19 protein-coding genes and 1 tRNA gene are annotated in these 20431 nt (G+C 71.0%); 13 read left to right on the top strand and 7 right to left on the bottom strand.

The window, feature by feature from the left end:
• Positions 1 to 15 precede the first annotated feature (15 nt).
• A complete protein-coding gene (pyrE, locus tag KBX71_RS29660; protein ID WP_210821070.1) occupies positions 16 to 558 on the top strand; it encodes an orotate phosphoribosyltransferase in 543 nt (180 codons plus the stop codon).
• Positions 559 to 771: 213 nt separating this feature from the next.
• Complete coding sequence (locus tag KBX71_RS29655) at positions 772 to 1101, top strand: hypothetical protein (protein WP_124823068.1); 330 nt, start codon at positions 772 to 774, stop codon at positions 1099 to 1101.
• A gap of 56 nt (positions 1102 to 1157) precedes the next feature.
• Here the strand turns inward: KBX71_RS29655 and KBX71_RS29650 are convergent, their stop codons facing one another.
• Positions 1158 to 1808 (bottom strand): hypothetical protein, encoded by a 651-nt coding sequence (locus KBX71_RS29650; RefSeq protein ID WP_210821069.1) that lies wholly within the window; start codon positions 1806 to 1808, stop codon positions 1158 to 1160.
• A gap of 253 nt (positions 1809 to 2061) precedes the next feature.
• On the opposite strand from KBX71_RS29650, the gene KBX71_RS29645 reads away from it, so the two are divergent.
• Positions 2062 to 2679: a copper resistance CopC family protein gene (locus KBX71_RS29645; RefSeq protein WP_247684326.1), complete on the top strand. Its 618-nt coding sequence runs from the start codon at positions 2062 to 2064 to the stop codon at positions 2677 to 2679.
• A gap of 171 nt (positions 2680 to 2850) precedes the next feature.
• Here the strand turns inward: KBX71_RS29645 and gltX are convergent, their stop codons facing one another.
• The 3 genes from gltX to KBX71_RS29630 are packed head-to-tail and all read right to left on the bottom strand — an operon-like array spanning position 2851 to position 6935.
• A complete protein-coding gene (gene gltX, locus KBX71_RS29640) occupies positions 2851 to 4260 on the bottom strand; it encodes a glutamate--tRNA ligase (protein WP_307847383.1) in 1410 nt (469 codons plus the stop codon).
• A gap of 51 nt (positions 4261 to 4311) precedes the next feature.
• Entirely contained in the window at positions 4312 to 5589 is a 1278-nt protein-coding gene (locus KBX71_RS29635) for an MFS transporter (RefSeq protein ID WP_210821067.1), read from the bottom strand.
• A complete protein-coding gene (locus KBX71_RS29630) occupies positions 5586 to 6935 on the bottom strand; it encodes a GH1 family beta-glucosidase (protein WP_210821066.1) in 1350 nt (449 codons plus the stop codon). Before KBX71_RS29630 ends, KBX71_RS29635 begins: the two co-directional genes overlap by 4 nt.
• A gap of 188 nt (positions 6936 to 7123) precedes the next feature.
• On the opposite strand from KBX71_RS29630, the gene KBX71_RS29625 reads away from it, so the two are divergent.
• On the top strand, positions 7124 to 7570 hold the full coding sequence (locus KBX71_RS29625) for an SRPBCC domain-containing protein (protein WP_030488771.1): 447 nt from the start codon (positions 7124 to 7126) through the stop codon (positions 7568 to 7570).
• Between the two features lie 134 nt (positions 7571 to 7704).
• Here the strand turns inward: KBX71_RS29625 and aceE are convergent, their stop codons facing one another.
• Positions 7705 to 10443: a pyruvate dehydrogenase (acetyl-transferring), homodimeric type gene (aceE, locus tag KBX71_RS29620; protein WP_210821065.1), complete on the bottom strand. Its 2739-nt coding sequence runs from the start codon at positions 10441 to 10443 to the stop codon at positions 7705 to 7707.
• Between the two features lie 178 nt (positions 10444 to 10621).
• Between aceE and KBX71_RS34445 the strand changes: the two genes are divergently transcribed.
• On the top strand, positions 10622 to 11101 hold the full coding sequence (locus KBX71_RS34445) for a hypothetical protein (protein ID WP_210821064.1): 480 nt from the start codon (positions 10622 to 10624) through the stop codon (positions 11099 to 11101).
• A gap of 26 nt (positions 11102 to 11127) precedes the next feature.
• Complete coding sequence (locus KBX71_RS29610) at positions 11128 to 11532, top strand: YjbQ family protein (RefSeq protein ID WP_210821063.1); 405 nt, start codon at positions 11128 to 11130, stop codon at positions 11530 to 11532.
• A 137-nt stretch (positions 11533 to 11669) separates the two neighbouring features.
• On the opposite strand, the gene KBX71_RS29605 is transcribed toward KBX71_RS29610, so the two are convergent.
• Positions 11670 to 13319, bottom strand: a complete 1650-nt coding sequence (locus KBX71_RS29605) for an alkaline phosphatase (RefSeq protein WP_210821062.1) — start codon at positions 13317 to 13319, stop codon at positions 11670 to 11672.
• A 204-nt stretch (positions 13320 to 13523) separates the two neighbouring features.
• Here KBX71_RS29605 and KBX71_RS29600 point away from each other — a divergent pair, with 204 nt between their 5' ends.
• The 7 genes from KBX71_RS29600 to KBX71_RS29570 all read left to right on the top strand — a co-directional run bounded on the left by KBX71_RS29600 (position 13524) and on the right by KBX71_RS29570 (position 19625).
• Positions 13524 to 14003: a MarR family winged helix-turn-helix transcriptional regulator gene (locus KBX71_RS29600; protein WP_374102661.1), complete on the top strand. Its 480-nt coding sequence runs from the start codon at positions 13524 to 13526 to the stop codon at positions 14001 to 14003.
• Positions 14004 to 14054: 51 nt separating this feature from the next.
• A complete protein-coding gene (locus tag KBX71_RS29595; RefSeq protein WP_210821061.1) occupies positions 14055 to 16481 on the top strand; it encodes a thiamine pyrophosphate-dependent enzyme in 2427 nt (808 codons plus the stop codon).
• 112 nt (positions 16482 to 16593) lie between these two features.
• Positions 16594 to 17031, top strand: a complete 438-nt coding sequence (locus KBX71_RS29590; RefSeq protein ID WP_124822862.1) for a DUF3052 domain-containing protein — start codon at positions 16594 to 16596, stop codon at positions 17029 to 17031.
• A gap of 88 nt (positions 17032 to 17119) precedes the next feature.
• Positions 17120 to 17584, top strand: coding sequence for a peroxiredoxin (locus KBX71_RS29585; protein ID WP_210821060.1), 465 nt, complete (start codon positions 17120 to 17122; stop codon positions 17582 to 17584).
• Positions 17585 to 17660: 76 nt separating this feature from the next.
• Positions 17661 to 17732, top strand: a tRNA-Val gene (locus KBX71_RS29580).
• 178 nt (positions 17733 to 17910) lie between these two features.
• Positions 17911 to 18483 (top strand): RNA polymerase sigma factor, encoded by a 573-nt coding sequence (locus KBX71_RS29575; RefSeq protein WP_210821059.1) that lies wholly within the window; start codon positions 17911 to 17913, stop codon positions 18481 to 18483.
• Positions 18480 to 19625, top strand: coding sequence for a hypothetical protein (locus KBX71_RS29570; protein ID WP_210821058.1), 1146 nt, complete (start codon positions 18480 to 18482; stop codon positions 19623 to 19625). The genes KBX71_RS29575 and KBX71_RS29570 overlap by 4 nt, the downstream gene beginning before the upstream one ends.
• A 143-nt stretch (positions 19626 to 19768) precedes the next feature.
• Here the strand turns inward: KBX71_RS29570 and KBX71_RS29565 are convergent, their stop codons facing one another.
• Complete coding sequence (locus KBX71_RS29565; RefSeq protein ID WP_210821057.1) at positions 19769 to 20353, bottom strand: TetR/AcrR family transcriptional regulator; 585 nt, start codon at positions 20351 to 20353, stop codon at positions 19769 to 19771.
• Between the last annotated feature and the right edge of the window lie 78 nt (positions 20354 to 20431).

Raw genomic sequence — 20431 nt, 5'->3', positions numbered from 1 at the left:
GCGATAATGATCATCATGACCGATGTGGAAACCCTTGCCGCGCTGGCTCGCGAGATCGACACCACCTGCCGGCTGACCGGCACGTTCGTGCTCCGCTCCGGGCGGACCGCCGACGAGTACTTCGACAAGTACCGCTTCGAGGCCGATCCCCGTCTGCTGGACCGGGTGGCCGCCCAGTTGGCGCTCCTGGTCCCGACGGACACCGAGGTGCTGGCCGGGTTGGAGATGGGTGGCATTCCGGTGGTGACCGCGCTCGGCCGGCACACCGGGCTGCCCTGCGCCTTCGTCCGCAAGACCGCCAAGGCGTACGGGACGGCCCGGCTCGCCGAGGGGGCGGAGCTGGCCGGTCGGCGGGTTCTGGTGGTCGAGGACGTGGTGACCTCCGGTGGCCAGGTGGTCATCTCCACCCGCCAACTACGCGAGCTGGGCGCCCGGGTGGAGCACGCCCTCTGCGTCATCGACCGGGCCGAGGGCGGGGCGCAGGCGCTCACCCGACACGGCGTGACACTGCGGGCGCTCCTCACCCGAGCCGACCTGGAGGCTCACCGCACCCGCTGAGCGCCGGTCCTCCCCGCCGGCGAGCCCCACGGTGAACGGTGTGGGAAGAAGCTGTGAACTGCGCAACCGGGTCCCGCGCTCACCAGCGTCTTCGAGGACCTGCCGGTCCGGACCCCGGGTACGCTGCGCGCGGCCCGTCGGTCCCGGCCAGTACGGTGACAGGGCACCTCGGGGGGAGCACCCGAGAATGAGGCGAGCGTGAGGAGACCGGGAATGGCGCACGGGGAGGCCGAACACGGCTGCGCCCAGGGCGAGCCCTGCCGGCCGGGGCACCACGACCCGCAGGCGGCTGGCAAGCACCGCCGGGCGGTCGGTGGCGCGCCAGCGCACCCGGTGGAGCCGCTCGCCGGCCGGGCCGATGATGACGTCCCGCTTCCGCGCCAGCGCTCCGGCGAGCCCAACACCCTCGCCGAGCCCGACTCCGACGTTCCCGCTGGTTGCCTCAGCGAACTTCCCGGCTGGGCCGGGGCGCATCGGCACGGCCCGGTCCGGCCGCGGCCACGGGCCACCCGCCGGGAGCGCCCACCGCGCCGCTGGTGCTGATCACCGCCGACGCACTCACTGATCAGTGCGTGCGTCAGCTCAGTGCACGCGCCAGCTCAGCGCGTGCGGCGGCGGATCAGTAGGGCGATCCCGGCGAGGCCGACCGTGATGGTCAGCATCACGCCGACGTTGAGCAACAGCAGGCGTTGCAGGTCGCCGAGCGCCTCGTCGAGGTCCTTCGCCGGGTCGAGCGTGTCCTCCGGGAGCACCCGCTCGCCGCCGCCCACGCCGCCGCTGACAGTGTCGAACTGCCGCTCCAGCGGCACACCTGCGGTGCGCAGGGTCTCGGACATGCTGAGCCGACCCAGGAACCAGCCGGCGCTGGTCTTGCGGCCGTCCGGCTGCTTCGCCGGCCGGTAGACGCGAGGGCCACCGACCGCCTTGGGATAGAGGTCGTACGTCTGCTTCGGCGTCTCGCCGGCGAGCACCACGACCGTGTACTTCGGACCGAGGCTGGCCGCCTTCGGACCGGTCGGCATGCCGGTGCGAGCGAGGAAGTTGACCTGGTCGATGACCGCGCCCACGAGGGCGGGCTCCGTGTCCTCGTGCATCCGCACCGGCGCGGACAGCCCCGTGCCGGTGATGTCCACTCCGGCGGGTGGAGGCTTCGGCGCCGCCGAGGCCGAGCCGGCGGTGCCAAGCGACAACAGCGCCGCCGCCAGCGTGCCCGCCAACACGGTGGCCAACCGCCTCATGTGTCGGACCATCCCGCCTCCTCGCCCCGTTCGATGGATGGCTTCGTCGTGACGTCCGGACCGACCTGCCCGGTGTGGCATCGACCAGATGGTCGCGTCCACTCCTACAGACTCCGCAGAACGTCGATGAGTTGCAGCTTTTGGAACAGTATTTGGAACTATCTGCGATCTCTGCTCGACTAGTGAGGAGCCGTTTGATCAGCGGGCGGATCGTACCCTTACGGAGGGGTTCATGGGGGGCAGGGTTACACGTACGGTGCGGGTCATGCCAGTGGTGCTCGGCGTGGCGTTCGGTGTGTCGTTTCTGGTGCCGGCAACACCGGCCGCCGCCCACAACGAGCTGACCGGCAGCAATCCGCGCGACGGCGCCCGCGTGGCGACGGCACCCGCCCGGGTCGAGCTGCGGTTCCTCGCCAAGCCGTCGCCGACTACGACGAAGATCACAATAACCGGACCGGACAATGTGGTCGCTGGCGGGACTCCCGCCTTCGACGGCAGTCGGGTGCGGGTGCCGTTCAAGCCGGCCGCCGCGGGGCTCTACATCGTCGGCTACCAGCTCGCGTCGTCCGACGGGCATCCGGTGAAGGGCGAGGTGCGCTTCACCCTCACGACCGGCACCGCCGCCGACCCGTCCGCCTCGCCGTCGGCCGCTGCCGGCACCGGCCCGGCCGGCTCGCCCTCGGCTGGCGCGTCGGCAGTCGGCGTACCCTCCAACGGGCCCGCGTCGGCGACACCCGGCAGCTCGACGGCCTCCACAGTGCCGGCCGCATCGGAGCAGTCCGACTCTGGCAGTCGCTGGTGGCTCTGGGCGCTCGGCGGCCTGCTGCTGCTCGCCGCACTCGGGGCCGGCCTGGTGTTCCGCCGCCAGCGACGAGCTCGGTAACCCTCTGATCCTCGCCGCTCCCGGTGGGCACGCGCGCGGATCATCCTTTGCTCTGCACCCGCGGATGCGACGGCGACGTTCTGTGACCGGTGCAGATTGGGGTGCAGAGCAAAGGCAGGGCGATGCGGAGTTACGCCGGCGACACTCTCTCGACGAGTTGACGGGCGACAGTCAGACCAGGCGCAGGCGGGCGGCGCGGATCCGGGTCAGGCTGCGCTCGCGACCGAGCACCTCCAGCGACTCGAACAGCGGCAGACCCACGGTGCGGCCGGTGACCGCGACCCGCACCGGCGCCTGCGTCTTGCCGAGCTTGAGGCCCCGCTCGGCGCCGACCGCCTCCAGCGTCGACTTCAGTGACTCGGCATCCCAGGACTCCAGCGCCTCGAACGCCGCGACGGCGTCGTCCAGCAGCTCGGCGGAGCCGTCCTTCATCGTCTTGGTCCAGGCGGCCTCGTCGATCAGCGGCGAGGCCAGGAAGAGGAAGTCGACGTTCGGCACGATCTCGCTGAGCACCGCGATCCGTGTCTGGGCCAGCAGCGCCACCGCAGCGAACGCGTCGGCGTCGAACTCCTCCGGCTGCCACGGCGGCGGCGCGATCGTCTCGGTGCCGGTCAGCCACGGCTGGCAGGCGTCGATGAACTCGGCCACCGGCAGCGCGCGAATGTACTCACCGTTGAACGCGCGCAGCTTCTTCTCGTCGAAGAACGCCGAGGAGAGGTTGACCTCGTCCAGGCGGAACTCGTCCTCGATGACCGACCAGGGCACGATCTCCCGGTCGCCGGAGGGCGCCCAGCCGAGCAGCATCAGGTAGTTGCGCATCGCCCCGGCGAGGTAACCCTCGTCGCGGTACGCCTCAAGGGCGACCTTGTCCCGGCGCTTGGAGAGCTTCTGCCGCTTCTCGTTGACCACCACCGGCACGTGCGCCCAGATCGGCGGCTTGACCCCGAGGGCCTCCCAGAGCAGCTGCTGCTTGGGGGTGTTGGGCAGGTGCTCCTCGGCCCGGATCACGTGGGTGATCCCCATGGTCATGTCGTCGACGACGTTGGCCAGCAGGAACACCGGCGAGCCGTCGCCCCGGGCGATGACGAAGTCCTCGATGAGCTTGTTCTCGAAGGTGGGCTCACCGCGAATCAGGTCGACCACCACTGTCGTGCCCTCGTCCGGCGTACGGAAGCGCAGCGCACGCCCCTCGCCCGGCCCGAGGCCGAGATCGCGGTGGTAGCCGTCGTAGCCCTGGTACTGCGAGCCGGTGCGGGCCTGCACGTCCTCACGGGTGCAGTCGCAGTAGTAGGCGCGGTCCGACTCGTACAGGCGCGCGGCGGCGGCCCGGTGCTCGCCGGCGTTCGCCGACTGGAAGTACGGGCCCTCGTAGCTACCCCGGGAGATCCCGATCCAGTCCAGTGCGGAGAGGATGCCCTCGGTCCACTCGGGCTTGTTGCGCGCCGCGTCGGTGTCCTCGATACGCAGTACGAACACGCCGCCCTGCTGCTTGGCGTAGATCCAGTTCTGCAGCGCCGAGCGGGCGCCGCCGACGTGGAACATACCGGTCGGGGAGGGGGCGAAGCGCACACGTACTGTCACGTCCCCCAGCCTACGGCGGTACGCGACTGCTTTCCGCCACCGCCCCCTGGCTCACGGCACCGAGCGGATCTTCACGACCAGGGCGCTGCCGAGCAGGGTGACCACGGCGGTGACCGCGTAGAGCGTGGGATAGCCGCCCAGGTACACCACGAGCGGGGCGGAGAGCGCCGGGCCGAGCACCTGCGGCGCCGAGTTGGCGATGTTGATGACGCCCAGGTCCTTGGCCCGGTCGGTGGCCCGGGGCAACACCTGGGTGATCAACGCGGCGTCCACCGCGAGGTAGACGCCGTAGCCGGCGCCGAGCAGCAGCGCCGCGACGATGGCCATCGGCCAGACCGGCGCGACAGCGAGCAGCAGCGCCGCCACCGCCATGATCAGCCCGGAGACGATCACGTAGATCTTGCGGCGGCCGGACCGGTCGGACATCCGTCCGGCGACCACAGCGGTCAGCATCATCCCGAGCGTGTAGAGCAGGATCAGGATCAGCAGGCCGCCCTCGGGGTCGGGGTGGCGAACCCCGTCGCTGAGGAAGTACAGCAGGTAGAGGGTGCCCAGGGCGTTGCCCAACTGGACCAGGAACCGGGTGATCCAGGCCCAGGCGAAATCCGGGTGCCGGCGGGGGCTGATCCACATCGAGGCCAGCAGCGCCCGCGTCCGGATCACCGGCCGATGCGTACGCGGCAGCGGCTCGTCGGGGGTGAGCAGCGCGAACGGCAGCGACAGCAGCAGGATGGCCACGGCGATGGCCAGATAGCCGGCGGCGTTGCCGGTGACCACGGCGGTGACCAGCACCGCGCCGAGCACCAGTCCGAGCGCCTGCGGGATGCCCACCCACCCCGAGACGCCGCCGCGCTGGGTCACCGGGACCCGGTCCGGGACGGCGGCGCTGAGGCTGGCCAGCATCGCGTTGAAGCAGACCTGCGCGGCCACCCAGCCGAGGGCGACCCCGAGGATGGTCCGTTGCTGGGCCAGCAGCACCAGGGCCGCCGCGCCGAGCACGGCCCCGCCCGCCGTCCACACGTGCCGTCGACCGAACTCCCGGCCGGCGATCCGCAGGCAGGTCCGGTCGGAGAGCGCGCCCGCGAGGGGGTTGGCCAGCACCGCGGCCAGCGCGCCGAGGCCGGTGACCACGGCCAGCATGTTCTCCTTGTCGCCCGGTGCGATCTGCTCGATCTGCTGCGGCAGCAGCACCTGGATGGGCGTGAAGAACGCCATCCACACACCGAGGTTGGCCGCGAAGATCAGGCCGATCCAGCCGCGCCGCACCGGCACCGTCGGCTCGGCGAGCGCCGCCGGCAGCGACGCCGGCGTCGGGTCGAGGGTGGTCACCGCGCCGACCCCTGCCGGCTGGCCGCGATCACGTCGCGCAACCAGGTGTACGACGACTTCGGCGTACGGGTCTGGGTGGCGTAGTCGACGTGCACCAGACCGAAGCGCTTGGTGAACCCCTCGGCCCACTCCCAGTTGTCCAGCAGCGACCAGACGAAGTACCCGCGGACGTCCACCCCGTCGTCGATGGCGGCCCGGACCGCGCGCAGGTGCCCGTCGAGGTACGCGATCCGCTCCGGATCGGCCACCTGCCCGTCGGCGTCGGGCGCGTCGTCGTACGCGCAGCCGCTCTCGGTGATCTCGATGGGCGGCAGCGCGTCGCCGTACGTGTCGCGCAGCCAGCCGAGCAGCTCGCGCAGCCCGTCGGGGGCCACCGGCCAGTCGAAGGCGGTACGCGGGTAGCCGTCCAGCGGTACGAGGTCGAACGGCAGGTGTGAACCCTTCTCGGCCGCCCGTATGCCTGTGGGGTTGTAGTAGTTGACCCCGAGCACGTCGATCGGCGCGGCGATCGTGTCGAGGTCGCCGGGGTGGATGACGCTGGGGTCGAAGCCGGGCAGCTCCGGGTAGCCGCGGCCGAGCAGCGGGTCGGTGAAGAGCCGGTTGTGCAGCGTCTCGTACGCCGCCCCGGCGGCCCGGTCGGCGTCGCGGTCGCCGAGCACCCGCACCGGCGAGTAGTTGTTGGCGATCGCCACCGGGCTGGCGGTGTGGGCCCGCAGCGCGGCGACCGCGAGCCCGTGCCCGAGCAGTTGGTGGTGGGCGACCGGGAAGGCGTCGAACAGCAGCGTCCGGCCGGGGGCGTGCTCGCCCATGCCGTAGCCGAGGCTCATGTGGATGAACGGCTCGTTCAGGGTGATCCAGAGCCGGACCCGGTCGCCGAGCCGGGCGGCGGTCTTCTCGGCGTACTCGGCGAACCGGGCGGCGGTGTCGCGGTGCAGCCAGCCGCCGGCGTCCTCCAGGGGTTGCGGCAGGTCCCAGTGGTAGAGGGTGGCCACCGGGTCGACGCCGGCGGCCAGCAACTCGTCCACCAGGCGGTCGTAGAAGTCCAGGCCGGCCGCGTTGGCCGGGCCGGCGCCGGTGGGCTGGATCCGAGGCCAGGCGATGGAGAACCGGTACGCGGAGGCGCCCAGGCCGGCCAGCAGCGCCACGTCCTCGGTGTGCCGGTGGTAGTGGTCGCAGGCCACCTCGCCGCTGCTGCCGTCGCTGATCCGCCCGGGGGAGTGCGCGAAGGTGTCCCAGATGGACGGACCCCGACCGTCGGCAGTGGTGGCGCCCTCGATCTGGTGGGCCGAGGTGGAGACGCCCCAGCGGAAGCCGGTGGGGAACTGGGGCATCGGTGCTGTCGACATGCGCCCTCCCGGTCAACGTGAAACGTGTTCGGGACTTTAGAGCGCTCTCGATGAATGCGCCATAGGCCGGTCTGGCGCATTGCGCAATGGTTGATCGGCGTGTCTTTTTCCGAACCCGTCCAGGTAAGTCCGATTTAGCGCATAGAGTGCCGATATCGTGGGATGTCCTCACCGGAGGAAAGACGGAAATGATCCTCGTGGAACGCAGTGCGCACGTGGCGGCGCCAATTGAAGTGGTCTGGGATGTCGTGCAGCGGGCCGAGCAGTTGCCGGCCTGGCTGGCCGGGGTCCGCGCGGCCGAAGTGCTCTCGGGAGAGGGCTTCGGGCGGCGACAACTGGTCCAGGCGGGGCGCGGCTCGGCGCATGAGGCCGAGGTGATCGCCTACCAGGAGCCGACGCTGATCGGCTGGCGGGAACGGGCCAAGGGCGCCGGATCTCGGGCGGAGGCGCGCACCGAGATCTACGTCCAGCTCACCGGAGACGAGGAGGAGGGCGGGACCATCGTGCGCCTCATCGTGGTCCGTTGGCCGGCCGGCCCGGTCAAGGCGGCCCTGCTGCGCCTCGGACTGCGTCGGGTCGGCGCCGACCTGGAGGACTCGCTGGCCCGGCTCACCGACCTGGCCGCCGTCGGCTGACGAGCGCCCATCCTCCCGGCGTCACCCGCGACGGCGGTGGTCCGGATCCCCGCCAGGGCCCCCGGACCACCGCCGCTCCGTACACCGAAAAGGGCCCGGCGCCTGTGCGCCGGGCCCTCCTCAGTGGTGCTGGGTCAGCTGTCGCCGCCGGTCTCGCCGACCGGGGCGGCGTTGACGTCGTCGATCGCGTACTTCTTGGCGGCCTCGGCCGGCACCGTGGTCGCCACCGCGCCGCTGCGGGCGAGCTGCCGCAGCGTCGCCACCACGATCGACTCCGCGTCGACGTGGAAGTGCCGGCGCAGCGCGTGCCGGGTGTCCGACATGCCGAAACCGTCGGTGCCGAGCGACGTGTAGTCGCCGGGTACCCAGCGGGCGATCAGATCCGGTACCGCGCGCATGAAGTCGCTGACCGCGACCTTCGGCCCGTCCGCGTCGGCCAGCTTCTGCTGGATGTACGGGACCTTCGCCTCGGCGCCCGGGTTGAGCAGGTTGTATTCCTCGGTCTCCACCGCGTCGCGGCGCAGCTCGGTCCAGGAGGTCACCGACCAGACGTTGGCGCCCACCCCCCAGTCCTGGGCGAGCAGCTGCTGGGCCTTGAGAGCCCACTGCATCCCGGTGCCCGAGGCGAGCAGGTTGGCCTTCGGACCGTCGACCTGCGGTGCCGGCGAGTAACGGTAGATGCCCTTGAGCAGGCCCTCCACGTCCACGTCGGCGGGCTCGGCCGGCTGTAGCGTCGGCTCGTTGTAGACCGTCAGGTAGTAGAAGACGTTCTCCTGCGCGTCCCCGTACATCCGGTGCAGACCCTGCTCCATGATGTGCGCGATCTCGAACGAGAACGCCGGGTCGTACGCGACCACCGCCGGGTTGGTGGCGGCGATCAGCAGCGAGTGCCCGTCCTCGTGCTGGAGGCCCTCACCGTTGAGCGTGGTCCGACCCGCGGTGGCGCCGAGCAGGAAGCCCCGGGCCATCTGGTCGGCCGCGGCCCACAGCCCGTCGGCGGTCCGCTGGAACCCGAACATCGAGTAGAAGATGTACATCGGGATCATCGGCTCGTCGTGCGTGGCGTACGCCGAACCGGCCGCGGTGAACGAGGCCACCGAACCGGCCTCGTTGATCCCCTCGTGCAGGATCTGCCCGGAGGTCGACTCCTTGTACGACAGGAACAACTCGCGGTCGACCGAGGTGTAGCGCTGGCCGTGCGGCGAGTAGATCTTCGCGGTCGGGAAGATCGAGTCGAGACCGAAGGTACGGGCCTCGTCCGGGATGATCGGCACCCAGCGCTTGCCGAACTCCTTGTCCTTCATCACGTCCTTGAGCAGACGGACGAAGGCCTGTGTGGTGGCCACCTTCTGCTTGCCCGAGCCGCGCTTGATGTCGGCGAACCGCTCCGGGCCCGGGATGGCCAGCCGCTTCGTGCTGGTCCGCCGGGACGGCAGGTACCCGCCGAGCTGCTCGCGCCGCTCCTTGAGGTACGCCAGCTCCTCGGACTTCTCGCCCGGGTGGAAGTACGGCGGCAGGTAGGGGTTGTCCTCCAGCGCCGAGTCCGGGATGTCCAGGTAGAGCCGGTCGCGGAAGGTCTTCAAGTCCTCCAGCGTCAGCTTCTTCATCTGGTGGGTCGCGTTGCGGCCCTCGAAGTGCGAGCCGAGCGTCCAGCCCTTGATCGTCTTCGCCAGGATGACTGTGGGCTGACCGGTGTGCTCGGTGGCCGCCTTGTAGGCCGCGTAGAGCTTGCGGTAGTCGTGCCCGCCCCGCTTGAGGTTCCAGATCTCGTCGTCGCTGAGCGGCTCGACCATCTTGCGGGTCCGTGCGTCACGGCCGAAGAAGTGCTCCCGCACGTACGCGCCCGACTCCGCCTTGTAGGTCTGGTAGTCGCCGTCGGTCGTGGTGTTCATCAGGTTGACCAACGCGCCGTCGGTGTCCGCGGCGAGCAGCGGGTCCCACTCACGACCCCAGACAACCTTGATCACGTTCCAGCCGGCACCCCGGAAGAACGCCTCCAGCTCCTGCATGACCTTGCCGTTGCCCCGGACCGGGCCGTCCAGCCGCTGCAGGTTGCAGTTGATCACGAAGGTGAGGTTGTCCAGCTCCTCGCGGGCGGCGACGCCGATGGCGCCGAGCGTCTCCGGCTCGTCCATCTCGCCGTCGCCGAGGAACGCCCAGACGTGCTGCTGGGAGGTGTCCTTGATGCCGCGGTGCTGCAGGTACCTGTTGAACCGGGCCTGGTAGATCGCGTTCAGACCGCCGAGGCCCATCGAGACGGTGGGGAACTCCCAGAAGTCCGGCATCAGCCGAGGGTGCGGGTAGGAGGGCAGCCCACCACCGGGGTGCGACAGCTCCTGGCGGAACCCGTCGAGCTGGTGCTCGCTGAGCCGCCCCTCCAGGAACGCCCGCGCGTACATGCCGGGGGAGGCATGACCCTGGTAGAAGATCTGGTCGCCGCCGCCCGGGTGGTTCTTGCCCCGGAAGAAGTGGTTGAAGCCCACCTCGTAGAGCGACGCCGAGCTGGCGAAGGTGGAGATGTGCCCGCCGACGCCGATCTCCGGGCGCTGCGCCCGGTGCACCAGCATGGCGGCGTTCCACCGGACGTACGCCCGGATTCGCCGCTCGACGTGCTCGTCACCCGGGAACCAGGGCTCGCGCTCGGACGGGATGGTGTTGATGTAATCGGTGGTGGTCAGGGGCGGAACCCCGACCTGGCGCTCACGGGCCCGCTCCAGCAGGCGCAGCATGACGTAGCGGGCGCGTTTGGCACCGCGTTCGTCGATGACACCGTCAAGCGACTCGACCCATTCGCTTGTCTCGTCAGGGTCGATGTCCGGAAGCTGGCTCGGTAGGCCGTCGCTGATCACCGGGCGCTTGCGTTCCGTAGCCACAGGCGTTCCCTCGGTTGTGTGTGGGATAGGTCTCTAGCGCCATCCTGCCCCCTGGTGGCACCCGTCGTCACGTCTAGGTCCCCCCGACGCGATGCTGAACACAGGTACCCGCCGGTAACTTAGCGCGACGACCGTGTGAAACCTGAGCGGTTTGACCGCCACTCCTACCGTCAGCACCATGAACAGACGCCATGTCGCGGTCGCCGCGAGCATGATCGTTGTCGGGGTGGTTGGCCTGGTCATCGGCGCGGTCGCCGTCGCCTCCGGCAACCTGCCGATGGTGGGACTGGTGGCCCTCGGCGCCCTGGTGGCCGTGCTCGGCGCGGCCCTGCTCCGGGACGCGATCCGCGCGGCCCGGCTGAGCGGCGCCGACAGTCGTCGTCGCCGCCGCCGTCGTTCGGACACCGACGGCGCCGCCGGGTACCCCTTCTACCCAATGCCCGCCGGGGACGCCGGGAGCGGGCACGTCGGCCGCCAGCGTGACGGCGACCACGACAACTCCGACGGTACGGAACCGGTCGGCGGCGGCGACTCCGGCGGAGGCTGGTCCGGCTGGGGCTGGTCCAGCGGTGACTCCGGCGGAGGCTGGTCCGGCGGTGACTCCGGTGGGGGTTGGTCCGGCGGCGGTGACTCCGGTGGCGGTGGCGGCAGTTCCTGACCGCGCCCTGCGGCAGAATGCGACGTATGCGCAGCGATGTGATCACCGTCCAGACCGGGTCCCGGCCGACAGTCCGGGACATCACAGCGGAGGCCCAGCAGTTCGTCTCGGGCGAGGGCGATGGCCTGCTGCACGTCTTCGTGCCGCACGCCACCGCCGGCCTGGCGATCATCGAGACCGGGTCGGGGTCCGACGACGACCTGCTCACCGCCATCGACGCGCTGCTGCCCACCGACAGCCGCTGGCGGCACCGCCACGGCTCGCCCGGCCACGGCCGCGATCACGTGCTCCCGGCGTTCATCCCGCCGTACGCCACGCTGCCGGTCCTCGGCGGCCGGCTGGCGCTCGGCACCTGGCAGTCGATCTGCCTCGTCGACACCAACGGCGACAACCCGACCCGCCAGGTCCGCTTCTCCTTCCTCCCCGGCTGACCACCCGCCTGCCCGGCCGTCGTCCCGGCACGCCGGCCCGCCTCAAGATCTGCACAACCTCCCCGAAACCGCTGCCTCAGCGCGTGGCGAGGCAACAAGTTCCCTGACGCTGCGCGGATCTTGAGGCGTCGGGCGGGTTATGGACGGACGGTCTCCTGCTGGACGGTCTGCTGGCCGGGGTCCGCGGACGGCGCGGCGCTGCGGACCGCTGACGGGATCGGGTTGTCCGCCGTCTGGTGCAGGCCGGGCACGCGGTCCTCGATCACGAACGAGGCCCGGGTGTACGCGGGCGCGCCCGGCCGACTGACGTACGGCAGCACGTCGAAGTCGGCGGTGAGCTGTCCCGGGGTGATCGTGGTGCGCACGTACCCCCGCAGGTTGTTCTGGAAGCGGAGGTGCGGGTTGAACGCGAACCACGGGTGCGAGCCGGCCGCCGAGTCCGCGCCGTCACCCGTCGAGGTGATCGAGGAGCAGACCAGTTCGGTGCCGACGGTGCGCGAGGTCGGGTCGGCATAGTCCAGCTTGAGATCGCTGGCCCAGTGCGCGTGCACGTCGCCGGTCAGCACCACCGGGTTGCGTACCCCGGCGGCCAACCAACCCCGGGTGATGCGGTCCCGGGAGGCGACGTAGCCGTCCCACGAGTCCATGCTGGTGACGGTGAGCGGGCCGGAGTTGTTGTCCCGTTGAGCGAAGAAGACCTGCTGGCCCAGGATGTCCCACTGAGCGTCCGAGCGACGGAAGCCGTCCAGGAGCCACGCCTCCTGCTCGGCCCCGGTGATCGACCGCGCCGGGTCGGATGCCGCCGCGCAGTCCTTGTAGCCGTCGCCGCAGGCCTGGTCGTCGCGGTACTGCCGCGTGTCGAGCATGTGGAACGTGGCCAGCCGCCCCCAGCGCACCCGCCGGTAGAGCTGCATGTCGATGCCGCGGGGGATCGAGGTGCGCCGCAGCGGCATGTTCTCGTAGTACGCCTGGAACGCCGCCGCCCGCCGCGCGGGGAACTCCGGGTCCGGCGCCTCGGGCACCTCGTCGGCCCAGTTGTTCTCCACCTCGTGGTCGTCGAACACCACAGCCCACGGCGCCACCGCGTGTGCGGCCTGCAGGTCGGCGTCGGTCTTGTACTGGGCGTGCCGCTGCCGGTAGTTGGCCAGCGTCCGGGTCTCCGGTCCCTCGTGGTCACGCGGGTTGCCAGCGGGGACGTTGTACGTGTCCGGGGCGTACTCGTACTGGTAGTCGCCCAGGTGCAGGATCAGCTCCGGCTCGGTCTCGGCCAGCCGCCGGTAGGCGGTGAAGTAGCCGTGCTCGTACTGGGAGCAGGAGGCGAAGCCCATCGCCAGGGCGGCCGGCATGGTCCACGGTGCCGGGGCGGTGCGGGTGCGTCCGGTCGGCGAGACGTGGCGCTCGGCACGGAACCGGTAGAAGTACTCGCGCCCTGGCAGCAGGCCGGCCAACTCCACGTGCACGCTGTGCGCCGAGCGGGTGCGGGCGACCGCGACCCCGCGGCGCACCACATGCCGGAACCGCTCGTCGGCGGCCAACTCCCAGTGCACCGGCACGTCGCGGTCCGGCATGCCGCCGAGGCCGTCCTCGGCCAGTGGCTGCGGGGCCAGGCGGGTCCACAGCACGAACCCGTCGTGGTCGGGATCGCCGGACGCCACTCCGAGGGTGAACGGATAGGCCAGCGGTCGGTGGGCCGCCGCCGCGCCGGCCGCCACCGGCAGCCCGGTGACCGCGCCCGCGGCGCCGAGTGCGGCGCCGGACAGCAGGATGGTACGTCGGGACAGTGACACGAAATCCTCCCCAGAATCCGATCTCTCGTGACTGGGTGAGCCTCGCGAGCGTTGGTGGCCGGGAGGTGACGACGAGGGCCACGGCCCGTCGCCGGCAGTCGAACACCGACGATCGCTGTCGATCCGTCCCTGCCGGGCTTCAGTCCTCGCCGAGGAGTTCGATCGCTGACCCGGGCGGCGAGATGGCGTGCGTACGATGTGGCGGTGGCGCAGCAGGTCGTTCCCGCAACAGGTGAGCCGCTGGATCGGGCCGCTCTCGCCGTCGATGTGGTGCGCCGGATGGCGCACGTCACCGCCGTCCTGCGACACCGGCAGGGCTCCGCGTTCGCCGAGTTGGGGCTCACCCCGGCGGCGGCCCGGGCGCTGCGGGAGTTGGACCCGGACCACCCGCTACCAGCCCGGGATCTCGCCGGTCAGCTGGCGTGCGACAGGTCGAACGTGACGGTGCTCGTCGACAAGCTCGAGCAGGCCGGGCTGGTCGAGCGCCGCACCGACCCGACGGACCGGCGGCAGAAGACGCTGCTGGTGACCGAGGAGGGCCGCGTCGTCCGGGCCCGGGTGATCGAGGTGATGTCCGACTCCCGACTCCTGTCCGGGCTGAGCGACGAGGAGCTGAGCACCCTTCATGACCTGGTCTGGAAGGTGTCCGACGGCGGCTGTCCGGAGTCCTTCGGGCCGGAGTGAGCGCACCCCCGTCGGCCGTGTCCCACTGGGCGAGCAGGGCTTCCGTCGGTAATGCTGTCCGACGTGACCACCCCGCAAGATCTCGACGACCGGTTCCGGGAGACGCTGGCGGCGCTACCTGCCGCCGAGCGGCGGCGTGACCCCGCCGACCCGGTCACCGACGACGCCCCACTGACCGGCGCGCAGGTGCTGGACCTGTTCGACGCGCAGGTGACCAGCCGGCAGCTCGACCTGGCCGGCCGCTGGCTGCGCAGCTTCGGGGAGGGTTTCTACACGATCGGCTCGGCCGGGCACGAGGGCAACGCCGCGGTCGCCGCCGCGCTGCGTCCCACCGATCCGGCGTTGCTGCACTACCGCTCGGGTGCCTTCTACTGCCTCCGCGCCGCCCAGATAGCCGACGCCCCGGCGTCCGACGCCGCCGATGCGTCCGCGTCCGCCGTCGAGCCGGACCAGGCCGCCGAACCCGAGCCGGCCGGGTCCGAGCCACCCGCCGGGGGATTCGGGGCGTACGCCGACGCGGCCCGGGACGTGCTGCGCGGGATGGTCGCGTCCAGCCTCGACCCGATCGCCGGGGGCCGGCACAAGGTGTTCGGTCGAGCCGACCTGGCCATCGTGCCGACCACCTCCACCATCGCCTCGCACCTGCCCCGCGCGGTCGGGATGGGACTGGCCGTGGAGCGGCTGCGCCGGCTGGACAGCGCCGGACGGCGTACCGGGGCCGGGGTGCCGGTCGGCAGCGGCGCGGGCGCCACGCACGCTCCCTGGCCGCCGGACGCGATAGTGGTCTGCTCCTTCGGGGACGCCTCGGTCAACCACGCCAGCGCCACCGCCGCCTTCAACACCGCCGGCTGGTACGACCACGCCGGGCTGCGGATCCCGGTGCTCTTCGTCTGCGAGGACAACGGGCTGGGCATCAGCGTCCGGTCGCCGGAGGGCTGGGTCGAGACGACCCTGCGGGCCAAGCCGGGCATCCGCTACTTCAGCGCGGACGGGGCCGACCCGGTGCGGACGTACGAGGTGGCGGCGGAGGCCGCGGCCTGGGTACGCCGGAACCGCCGGCCGGCCGTGCTGCACCTGCGCACCGTGCGGCTGATGGGGCACGCCGGGGCGGACGCCGAGTCGGCGTACCGCAGCCCGGCCGAGCTGGCCGAGGACCTGGACCGGGACCCGGTGGCCGCCACCGCGCGGCTGCTGGTCGATTCCGGCGTGGCGACGGGCGAGGAGCTGCTGGCCCGGTACGACGAGACCGGCTGGCAGGTGCGCCGGCTGGCCGAGGAGGTGCTGGGCGAGCCGAAGCTGGCCTCCGCGGCCGACGTGGTGTCGGCGCTGGCGCCCCGCCGTCCGGTGCGGGTGGCGCGGGCGGTCGCCGACGCCGCAGCGCGGGCCAGCGGGCCGGGCGCGGGCGCACGGGCGGAGGCGTTCGGCGGGAAGCCGCCGGAGCTGGCCGGGCCGATGACGCTGGCGCAGAGCATCAACGCGGCACTCGCCGACGGGATGCTCGACCACCCGCAGATGGCGCTCTTCGGTGAGGACGTGGCCGCCAAGGGTGGCGTGTACGGGGTGACGAAGGGGCTGCGCGACAGGTTCGGGGCGGCCCGGGTCTTCGACACCCTGCTCGACGAGACCTCGGTGCTCGGGCTGGGCCTCGGCGCCGGGTTGGCCGGGATGCTGCCGGTGCCGGAGATCCAGTACCTGGCGTACCTGCACAACGCCGAGGACCAGCTGCGCGGTGAGGCGGCCACCATGCGGTTCTTCTCACAGGGGGCGTTCCGCAACCCGATGGTGGTGCGGGTGGCGGGCCTGGCGTACCAGGAGGGGTTCGGCGGGCACTTCCACAACGACAACTCGGTGGCCGTACTCCGGGATGTGCCCGGTCTTGTGGTCGCGGTGCCGGCGCGGCCGGACGATGCCGCGCCCATGCTGCGGACCTGTCTGGCGAGCGCGGCGGTGGACGGCAGTGTGTGCGTGTTCCTGGAGCCGATCGCGCTCTACCACACCCGCGACCTGTACGCGGATGGTGACGGGGAGTGGCTGGCCGGCTATCCGGAGCCGGGCGGGTGGGTGGCCGGCCACGTGCCGATCGGGCGGGCCCGGGTCTACCGGGTCGGCTCGGCGGACGACCTCACCATCATCACCTTCGGTAACGGCGTGCGGATGTCGCTGCGGGCCGCGGCCGTCCTCGCCGAGGAGGGGGTGGGCACCCGCGTGGTGGATCTGCGCTGGTTGGCCCCGCTGCCGGTGGCGGACATCATCCGGGAGTCCTCGGCGACCGGCCGGGTGCTGGTCGTGGACGAGACGCGCCGTTCCGGCGGGGTCGGCGAGGGAGTCATCGCCGCCCTGGTCGACGCCGGATATGTCGGAGCCGCACGTCGAGTGGCGGGAGTTGACTCGTTTGTACCATTAGGTCCGGCAGCACGTCACGTACTGGTCTCCGCGGAAGCCATTACCGACGGTGCCCGTACGCTGCTGGCACGGTAAATTCCGTTCCACCCGGTGCGCCACTTGCGCGCAGACCAACAACTGTGTGGACTTTGCCTGACGGCGTCGCACCGACGCCGCGAGCAGGGACGAGATGAGGAGGCACGCGACAGTGAGCGCGACCGCTGGTCAGGCCGCCGACGGGGTACGCAGCCTGGCGGACCGGTTCGGAATCGAACCGGGGATGGTCGTCATGGAGATGGGGTACGACGAAGACGTCGACCAGGATCTCCGCGACGCCCTGACCGACCGCTGTGGAGATCTGGTCGACGAGGACACCGACGAGGTGGTCGACGCGGTGCTGGTCTGGTACCGGGACGGCGACGGTGACCTCTTCGAGTTGCTCGTCGATGCCCTCGGCCCGCTGGCCGACAACGGCGTCGTGTGGCTGCTCACCCCGAAGGCGGGGCGTGACGGGCACGTCGAGCCGAGCGAGGTCGCGGAGTCCGCGCCCACCGCCGGCCTCCAGCAGACCTCGACCGTGAACGCCGGCCGGGACTGGAGCGGCGCACGTCTGGTGCTGCGTCGAGGGGCCAAGGCCAAGAAGTAGCAAACACCGCTTCCCGCGCCCGACGGTCCGTCCACCGCCGGGCAGCAGGCTGGTGCCGTTCACCCGACTCGACGCGAGGAGAGTTCGCATGCCCATCGAGGTTGGTGCCATGGCACCGGACTTCGTGCTCAAGGACCAAAACAACCAGGAGGTCCGACTCTCGGACCTTCGGGGCAGACGCACCGTACTGCTGGTCTTCTACCCGCTCGCCTTCACCGGCACCTGCCAGGGCGAGCTGAGCGAGGTGCGAGACAACCTCGGCGAGTACGTGAACGACGACGTCCAGGTGCTGACCATCAGCGTCGACTCGGCCTACAGCCACAAGATCTGGGCCGACCGTGAGGGTTACCAGTTCCCGATGCTTGCCGACTTCTGGCCGCACGGCGCTGTCGCCCAGGCGTACGGGGTCTTCAACGACATCGCCGGCGTCGCCAACCGGGGCACCTTCGTCATCGACAAGGCCGGCGTCGTCCGCTTCGCCGAGATGAACAGCCCGGGCGAGGCCCGCGACCAGCAAGCCTGGCGCAAGGCCATCGCCGAAGCGACCACCTGACCGGGGTACGCCGTGCGCCCGGGTCGGTGGCGGGCAGGTAAGCTTGCCAGCCACCGGCCCGCCACACGGGCGATCCGGGCGCGTAGCTCAGTGGGAGAGCACCCGCCTTACAAGCGGGGGGTCGCAGGTTCGAAACCTGCCGCGCCCACACTCTGATCAGCAAGCGAAGAGGGCCACCGGATCACCGGTGGCCCTCTTCGTCTCAGTTGTCGTCTCAGTCGGCCTTCCAGAGCAGCCCGGCGACCTGTCCAGCACCTCGGCGCCTGAACACTTCGCCGCCTGATCGGCAATGACAGGTTGAAGCGCGGACTTTGCCGAGGAGGGCCATGGCTTCGGATGCGGATCTGATAGGCCGGTCGCTGGATGGCGATGTCGACGCCTTCGTGGAGGTGGTCGAGCGTCATGAGGCCGCCGTCGGTTCGTACCTCGTTCGCCGGGCGGGGCGGGATGCGGCTGAGGACCTCCTGGGCGAGGTCTGGGTTGCGGCGTTCGAGTCGCGGCGATCGTACGACCGGTCGTACAACGATGCACGGCCGTGGCTGTACGGGGTGGCATTGAATCGCTTGCGGCGCTACTGGCGGTCCCGGCCGGCCGAGGACCTGGTCGCGGACGTGCCGGACGTGGCTACTGGATGGGATCCGTGGTCGGCGGTGGACCTCGGCGTGGACGCCCGGACGGTGCTCCGGTCGGCCCTGACGCGGCTCAAACCCGAAGAGCGGGAGGTCCTGAGGCTCGTCGCCTGGGAGGACCTGACCGCAGCCGACGCCGCGCGGGCACTCGGCATACCGGCCGGCACCGCGCGGCGGCTGCTGAGCCAGGCCAGGACGGCATTGCGCGACGCGCCGGGGGTGTCCGCGCTTCTGAAGGACCGCAACAGCGCGAAGGAGAGACACCGATGACCGACGAGCTCGATCTGGTCGGTGCGTTGGGCAGCGCAGAACCACTACGCCCGGAGGCGTATCAGCGGGCGCGGGCGGTGCTGCGGGCGGCTATGGCCGGCCCCGGAACCGTGCGGCTGCTGGGCGCGATATCAGCGGAGCACACGACTATGGAGGCGACGTCAACAATGGAAACGACGACAACCACGCGGGATCACGAATCCAGCCCGGCGATTCAGCGCCGCCGCCGGATCGGTATGACAGGCCGACTGGGCATTGGCGCCGCGGTGGGGGTTGCCGCCGCTGCGGCAGTCGTCGCTGTGGTGGTCAACTCGCCGGCGACCGGGGGCACGGAGGCCGGCAAGGATTCGTCGGCCGCCACCTCGGGCTCGACCACCGTCGACGGGTCTGCCGAGCGCGCGCCGCTGATGACGCTGGCCGGCTCCATCAAGACGGTCACCCCGTCGGCGGGCGACGCGTGGCTGGTGAAGGCGACGCAGGTCCACGGCACCAAGACCATGCAGGTCGTCTACACGCTGTACACCGACGGTCACGCGATCTATACGGGCAACAGCGTGAAGGACATCAAGCGTGCGATCGCCCGTCACCAGGACCAGATGACGGACGGCGGCTACGCTCCGCTCCTCAAGGCAGCCGTTGCCGCGGCGGAGAGCAGCCCGGCCGACGGCCGGACCCAGATGCTCAAGGCAGCCAAGGATCCGCTGGTGGGCCTCGACCCCGCGGCGCAGAAGGTGGTGTGGGACAAGCAGCAGGCGGCCGCCCAGGTGATCATCAAGCAGAAGGGCGGCAACGCCGAGCCGAAGCCGTACAGCCCTCAGGCCGTTCAGCGGCACTTCGACAACGCCCTGTGGACGTACAGCACCCAAGCGCTGTCCGCCGGCGACGGCAACACGCGGGTCCGGGCCGGTGTGCTGCGTCTGCTGTCCACCATCTCCGCGGTCAGCGTCAAGAACTCGACCACCCACGGCGCGGCCACGCTGACGATCACCGCCGGGCCCGAGGTGTTCGGCGGTGAGGGCAGCGAGGTGCTGACCATTGACGCCGAGACCGGCATGCTGGTCAAGGACGTCTCCACCGTGCCGGGCCTCCCGCAGGCCTCCACGACGTACGAGTCCTCCCGCGTGACGAAGGCCGACCTGTAGGCCGGGAACTCCCACCCGCCAGCATTCCGGCAGACGGGCGTAACGCGCCCGCCGTTCGGTAACGGTGCGGGCCGCCTCCAGGCGGCCCGCACCGTCCTTTTGGGTCTTTCGCGCGGCCCGTTGGTCGGCCACCTCGCACACGATTATTCGGGGCGCAGCAGCCTGGCCAGGACGGTACGCAGCGCGTCGGCGGCCTCGCTCCGGGGCATCCGGCCGGCGTCGACTTCCTCGCCTGCGGCGTGGCCGATCTTGATAGTGATCGCGGCCAGCCAGGCGGCCGGGAGTCCTTTGTCGAACTCGCCGCTCGCCTGACCGCGCTGGATCACTCGGTTGATCCGGGCGGCGACCGGCGCGTGGCGTTCTTCGTCGACGTGCGGGCTCACCGGTAGTGACGCGATCTGCTGGAGGAGGACCGGATAGCGCCCGGCGGTCTGGGCGCCGGCTTCGAGGACGCGGATCAGCGCGTCCGTGGCGGATCCGTTGTCTGGCTCGGCGGCGTCCATCGCGGCGACAGCCTCGTCGGTGATGCGTTGGACGACGGCTGCCATCAGGTGCTCGCGGGACGGGAAATGGGCGTAGACAGTCTGCCGGGTCACCCCGGCGGCGCCGGCGATGGCGTCAAGGCTCGCGTCGGGCTGCGCGTCGAGCAGTCGGACTGCTGCGTCGAGGATCGAGCTGCTGTTGCGGCGGGCGTCTGCGCGTCGGTTGCGCTCTGCGGAGCCACTCATTTCTTACACCTTGCCAAAGTTATCGGAGGTCTATATCTTACAAGCCGTAAAGGTTCGCCGAATCACGAGTTGGCGGTG

Source organism: Micromonospora sp. D93 (assembly GCF_018070365.1).
GTDB lineage: Bacteria > Actinomycetota > Actinomycetes > Mycobacteriales > Micromonosporaceae > Micromonospora > Micromonospora ureilytica.
The sequence above is the reverse complement of the archived record's forward strand: the minus strand, read 5'-3'. Positions and strand labels throughout refer to the sequence as shown.

Coding starts and splice junctions, on each gene's coding strand:
- KBX71_RS29565 (WP_210821057.1), bottom strand. CDS start 20,353: ATGAGTGGCTCCGCAGAGCGCAACCGACGCGCAGACGCCCGCCGCAAC.
- KBX71_RS29630 (WP_210821066.1), bottom strand. CDS start 6,935: ATGTCGACAGCACCGATGCCCCAGTTCCCCACCGGCTTCCGCTGGGGC.
- KBX71_RS29650 (WP_210821069.1), bottom strand. CDS start 1,808: ATGGTCCGACACATGAGGCGGTTGGCCACCGTGTTGGCGGGCACGCTG.
- KBX71_RS29570 (WP_210821058.1), top strand. CDS start 18,480: ATGACCGACGAGCTCGATCTGGTCGGTGCGTTGGGCAGCGCAGAACCA.
- KBX71_RS34445 (WP_210821064.1), top strand. CDS start 10,622: ATGAACAGACGCCATGTCGCGGTCGCCGCGAGCATGATCGTTGTCGGG.
- pyrE (WP_210821070.1), top strand. CDS start 16: ATGACCGATGTGGAAACCCTTGCCGCGCTGGCTCGCGAGATCGACACC.
- KBX71_RS29625 (WP_030488771.1), top strand. CDS start 7,124: ATGATCCTCGTGGAACGCAGTGCGCACGTGGCGGCGCCAATTGAAGTG.
- KBX71_RS29655 (WP_124823068.1), top strand. CDS start 772: ATGGCGCACGGGGAGGCCGAACACGGCTGCGCCCAGGGCGAGCCCTGC.
- KBX71_RS29595 (WP_210821061.1), top strand. CDS start 14,055: ATGCTGTCCGACGTGACCACCCCGCAAGATCTCGACGACCGGTTCCGG.
- KBX71_RS29610 (WP_210821063.1), top strand. CDS start 11,128: ATGCGCAGCGATGTGATCACCGTCCAGACCGGGTCCCGGCCGACAGTC.
- KBX71_RS29645 (WP_247684326.1), top strand. CDS start 2,062: ATGCCAGTGGTGCTCGGCGTGGCGTTCGGTGTGTCGTTTCTGGTGCCG.
- KBX71_RS29575 (WP_210821059.1), top strand. CDS start 17,911: ATGGCTTCGGATGCGGATCTGATAGGCCGGTCGCTGGATGGCGATGTC.
- KBX71_RS29585 (WP_210821060.1), top strand. CDS start 17,120: ATGCCCATCGAGGTTGGTGCCATGGCACCGGACTTCGTGCTCAAGGAC.